A 5,620-nucleotide genomic window follows, 5' to 3' on the forward strand; every position below is an offset into this window, starting at 1 on the left:
CAGTAGCGCAGAAGAGCTTTTAGATAAGCGATAGGTATTTAAAAAAGCTTACAGGAATCAGGAGAAAAAGCTTAGCAATATTTTAATAAATAAAAGTTGTGGGTTTTAATTTTTTTTGTATCTTTGCAGTCCGGTTAAACGGAGCGCAGGAGTGAGTACAGATTGGAGTGTCAGAAGGGGTTAAGGTTACTTAAAAAACTTTAAAATTTTCCTTTGAAACATTTGGTCGGTTAGAAATAAATAATTACTTTTGCAACCGCAAATAAGGAACAGAACGACAGAAAAGCTTCTTTATATATTGCGGAAAGAAAAAAGATCATTGACATACAATATACAACCAAGTAAGAAAAAAACTAAAGCGTAAAAAAACTTTGAGTGGGTCAGGAAAAACATACAATGGAGAGTTTGATCCTGGCTCAGGATGAACGCTAGCGGGAGGCCTAACACATGCAAGCCGAGCGGTAGAGATTCTTCGGAATCTTGAGAGCGGCGCACGGGTGCGGAACACGTGTGCAACCTGCCTTTATCAGGGGAATAGCCTTTCGAAAGGAAGATTAATGCCCCATAATATATTAAATGGCATCATTTGATATTGAAAACTCCGGTGGATAAAGATGGGCACGCGCAGGATTAGATAGTTGGTAGGGTAACGGCCTACCAAGTCAACGATCCTTAGGGGGCCTGAGAGGGTGATCCCCCACACTGGTACTGAGACACGGACCAGACTCCTACGGGAGGCAGCAGTGAGGAATATTGGACAATGGGTGAGAGCCTGATCCAGCCATCCCGCGTGAAGGACGACGGCCCTATGGGTTGTAAACTTCTTTTGTACAGGGATAAACCTTTCCACGTGTGGGAAGCTGAAGGTACTGTACGAATAAGCACCGGCTAACTCCGTGCCAGCAGCCGCGGTAATACGGAGGGTGCAAGCGTTATCCGGATTTATTGGGTTTAAAGGGTCCGTAGGCGGACTCGTAAGTCAGTGGTGAAATCTCACAGCTTAACTGTGAAACTGCCATTGATACTGCGGGTCTTGAGTGTTGTTGAAGTAGCTGGAATAAGTAGTGTAGCGGTGAAATGCATAGATATTACTTAGAACACCAATTGCGAAGGCAGGTTACTAAGCAACAACTGACGCTGATGGACGAAAGCGTGGGGAGCGAACAGGATTAGATACCCTGGTAGTCCACGCCGTAAACGATGCTAACTCGTTTTTGGTTTTTCGGAATCAGAGACTAAGCGAAAGTGATAAGTTAGCCACCTGGGGAGTACGTTCGCAAGAATGAAACTCAAAGGAATTGACGGGGGCCCGCACAAGCGGTGGATTATGTGGTTTAATTCGATGATACGCGAGGAACCTTACCAAGGCTTAAATGGGAATTGATTGGTTTAGAAATAGACCGTCCTTCGGGCAATTTTCAAGGTGCTGCATGGTTGTCGTCAGCTCGTGCCGTGAGGTGTTAGGTTAAGTCCTGCAACGAGCGCAACCCCTGTCACTAGTTGCCATCATTCAGTTGGGGACTCTAGTGAGACTGCCTACGCAAGTAGAGAGGAAGGTGGGGATGACGTCAAATCATCACGGCCCTTACGCCTTGGGCCACACACGTAATACAATGGCCGGTACAGAGGGCAGCTACACAGCGATGTGATGCAAATCTCGAAAGCCGGTCTCAGTTCGGATTGGAGTCTGCAACTCGACTCTATGAAGCTGGAATCGCTAGTAATCGCGCATCAGCCATGGCGCGGTGAATACGTTCCCGGGCCTTGTACACACCGCCCGTCAAGCCATGGAAGTCTGGGGTACCTGAAGTCGGTGACCGTAACAGGAGCTGCCTAGGGTAAAACAGGTAACTAGGGCTAAGTCGTAACAAGGTAGCCGTACCGGAAGGTGCGGCTGGAACATCTCATTTTAGAGCGTCTTTTAGACGATAAACAAAATTAGGTACTTCGGTACCATTGATTCTGCTTAAAGTAAAGCTTTAGTTTTTTATTTGGTTGCTATATAATATAAAAATACAAAACCCACTAGAAATTAGTATCAGAGGGAGAGAGAGACAAGAGGATAGAGAAAAGAAGAAAGATAAAGACGTTAGCGTCTTGGTTCTTGGTTCTTTTATCTTTAAGTCTAATGAAGTCTCGTAGCTCAGCTGGTTAGAGCGCTACACTGATAATGTAGAGGTCGGCAGTTCGAGCCTGCCCGAGACTACTAATTAAAAAGACGGGAAGATGAGAGAGCCAAGAGCCAAGACTAATCAATAAAAAGTCTTGAATCTAGCATCTTGAGTCTCTTAGTCTAACTAGAGGGGGAATTAGCTCAGCTGGCTAGAGCGCCTGCCTTGCACGCAGGAGGTCAAGGGTTCGACTCCCTTATTCTCCACAGTTTTGGAAGCTTGATTTAAAAGTTACGGATGGAGCCAAAAACAACATCTGTTCATCAAGCTGAAAGAAAGACATTAAGATCATTGACATTAACGGTAAAGACATCACAAAGAGAAAACCGAGCGCATAAAAGCGCTTGAGTAACCAAAAATAGGAAAGAAATCGTTAAGGGCGTATGGCGGATGCCTAGGCTTTCAGAGGCGAAGAAGGACGCGGTAAGCTGCGAAAAGCTGCGGGGATCGGCACACACGAATTGATCCGCAGATGTCCGAATGGGGCAACCCAATACATTGAAGATGTATTACTCTAAATTTATTTAGAGAGCAAACCCGGAGAACTGAAACATCTAAGTACCCGGAGGAAAAGAAATCGAAGAGATTCCGTAAGTAGCGGCGAGCGAAAGCGGATTAGCCCAAAAGTCTTTATATGTTTAAAAGAATGTTCTGGAAAGAACAGCCATAGAGGGTGATAGCCCCGTATTTGAAAGGCATATTTTGATGATAAATGAGTAGGGCGGGACACGTGAAATCCTGTCTGAATATGGGGGGACCATCCTCCAAGGCTAAATACTCCTGAAAGACCGATAGTGAACAAGTACTGTGAAGGAAAGGTGAAAAGCACTTCGAATAGAAGGGTGAAATAGAACCTGAAACCGTACGCCTACAAGCGGTCGGAGCCCACAAGTTGGGTGACGGCGTGCCTTTTGCATAATGAGCCTACGAGTTAATTTTACTAGCGAGGTTAAGGACTTCAGGTCCGGAGCCGGAGCGAAAGCGAGTCTGAATAGGGCGCTTAGTTAGTAGGATTAGACGCGAAACCTTGTGATCTACCCATGGGCAGGTTGAAGCTCTGGTAACACAGAGTGGAGGACCGAACCGGTTGACGTTGAAAAGTCTTCGGATGACCTGTGGGTAGGGGTGAAAGGCCAATCAAACTGGGAGATAGCTCGTACTCTCCGAAATGCATTTAGGTGCAGCGTCGATGTTAAGTTTATTAGAGGTAGAGCTACTGATTGGATGCGGGGGTTTCACCACCTACCAATTCCTGACAAACTCCGAATGCTAATAAATGTTCGTCGGCAGTGAGGGCATGGGTGCTAAGGTCCATGTCCGAGAGGGAAAGAACCCAGACCAACAGCTAAGGTCCCCAAATATATGTTAAGTTGAAGCAACGCGGTTGGACTGCATTGACAGCTAGGATGTTGGCTTGGAAGCAGCCATTCATTTAAAGAGTGCGTAACAGCTCACTAGTCGAGCGGTCCGGCATGGATAATAATCGGGCATAAACATATTACCGAAGCTATGGATTTATACCTTCTGGGTATATCTGGTAGGAGAGCATTCTGTTTGCGCCGAAGCAGTATCGTGAGGTATTGTGGAGCGGACAGAAAAGAAAATGTAGGCATAAGTAACGATAAAGGGGGCGAGAAACCCCCTCACCGAAAGACTAAGGTTTCCTCAGCCATGCTAATCAGCTGAGGGTTAGTCGGGACCTAACGCGAACCCGAAAGGGGTAGTGGATGGACAATGGGTTAATATTCCCATACTTGCTCACACTAAAAAGGGGACGGAGTGCCGTACCTGCTGGAGACTGACGGAATAGTCAAGGCCTAGCCTTCGGGCGAAGCTGCTGCAGGGAAAGTGCTTCCAAGAAAAGCCGAAGTGAAGCAACCCGTACCAAAACCGACACAGGTAGTCGAGGAGAGAATCCTAAGGTGCTCGAGTGAGTCGTGGCTAAGGAACTAGGCAAAATAGTCTCGTAACTTCGGAAGAAGAGACGCCATCAGCAATGGTGGCCGCAGTGAAGAGGCCCAGGCGACTGTTTATCAAAAACACAGGACTCTGCTAAATCGAAAGATGCTGTATAGGGTCTGACACCTGCCCGGTGCTGGAAGGTTAAGGAAGGGCGTTAGCGTAAGCGAAGCGTTTGACTGAAGCCCCAGTAAACGGCGGCCGTAACTATAACGGTCCTAAGGTAGCGAAATTCCTTGTCGGGTAAGTTCCGACCTGCACGAATGGTGTAACGATCTGGGCACTGTCTCAGCCACGAGCTCGGTGAAATTGTAGTATCGGTGAAGATGCCGATTACCCGCAATGGGACGAAAAGACCCTGTGAACCTTTACTATAACTTCGTATTGACTTTGAGTAAGTAATGTGTAGGATAGGTGGGAGGCTTTGAAGCCGGCACGCTAGTGTTGGTGGAGCCAACGTTGAAATACCACCCTTTACTTACTTGGAGCCTAACTTCTTTTAGAAGGACATTGCGTGGTGGGTAGTTTGACTGGGGTGGTCGCCTCCAAAAGAGTAACGGAGGCTTTCAAAGGTACCCTCAGCACGCTTGGTAACCGTGCGTAGAGTGTAATGGCATAAGGGTGCTTGACTGTGAGACCAACAAGTCGATCAGGTGCGAAAGCAGGACATAGTGATCCGGTGGTTCCGTATGGAAGGGCCATCGCTCATAGGATAAAAGGTACTCCGGGGATAACAGGCTAGTCTCCCCCAAGAGCTCACATCGACGGGGAGGTTCGGCACCTCGATGTCGGCTCGTCACATCCTGGGGCTGGAGAAGGTCCCAAGGGTTGGGCTGTTCGCCCATTAAAGTGGCACGCGAGCTGGGTTCAGAACGTCGTGAGACAGTTCGGTCTCTATCTATTGCGGGCGTTAGATGTTTGAGAGGGCTTGATTCTAGTACGAGAGGACCGAATTGAACAAACCTCTGGTGTATCAGTTGTACCGCCAGGTGCACCGCTGAGTAGCTACGTTTGGAAGAGATAAGCACTGAAAGCATATAAGTGCGAAACTCGCCTCAAGATGAGACATCTTTTAAGGGTCGTTGGAGATGACGACGTTGATAGGCTACAGGTGTAAAGGCAGTAATGTCATAGCCGAGTAGTACTAATTACCCGTAGATTTATAGCCTATGGTTGCTATATCAATATAATAAAATTATACAAGCCTTTTATGCGCAGTCAAGGTTTTGTCTTTGTGAACGTTTTTATCGATAAAATAGAAGTTAGATACTAGATATTAGAAGTTAGTTTTTACTAATCTCTAATCTTCTAACCCCTAACCTCTTATATAAAGCCTTTAGGGTGGTTTTAGCGGTGGGGCTCACCTGTTCCCATTCCGAACACAGAAGTTAAGCCCACCAGCGCCGATGGTACTGCGAAAGCGGGAGAGTAGGCCGCCGCCAGTTTTTATTAAAAGTCTCATACAACACAGTTTGTATGAGACTTTTTTT

General features: G+C 46.9%; 2 tRNA genes and 3 rRNA genes. All 5 read left to right on the forward strand.

Annotated features, from left to right (window positions below):
• Positions 1–393: 393 nt before the first annotated feature.
• The 5 genes from LC418_RS21200 to rrf all read left to right on the forward strand — a co-directional run bounded on the left by LC418_RS21200 (position 394) and on the right by rrf (position 5,575).
• A 16S ribosomal RNA gene (locus tag LC418_RS21200) occupies positions 394–1,910 on the forward strand.
• A 222-nt stretch (positions 1,911–2,132) separates the two neighbouring features.
• A tRNA-Ile gene (locus LC418_RS21205) sits at positions 2,133–2,206 on the forward strand.
• Positions 2,207–2,303: 97 nt separating this feature from the next.
• Positions 2,304–2,377: transfer RNA gene (locus LC418_RS21210), tRNA-Ala, on the forward strand.
• 157 nt (positions 2,378–2,534) lie between these two features.
• Positions 2,535–5,298, forward strand: a 23S ribosomal RNA gene (locus LC418_RS21215).
• Positions 5,299–5,467: 169 nt separating this feature from the next.
• A 5S ribosomal RNA gene (gene rrf, locus LC418_RS21220) occupies positions 5,468–5,575 on the forward strand.
• Together the 16S, 23S and 5S rRNA genes with 2 tRNA genes alongside form the textbook arrangement of a ribosomal RNA operon.
• The last annotated feature ends 45 nt before the right edge of the window (positions 5,576–5,620 follow it).

The sequence above is a fragment of the Chryseobacterium lathyri genome (genome assembly GCF_019970085.1).
Taxonomy (GTDB): domain Bacteria; phylum Bacteroidota; class Bacteroidia; order Flavobacteriales; family Weeksellaceae; genus Chryseobacterium; species Chryseobacterium lathyri.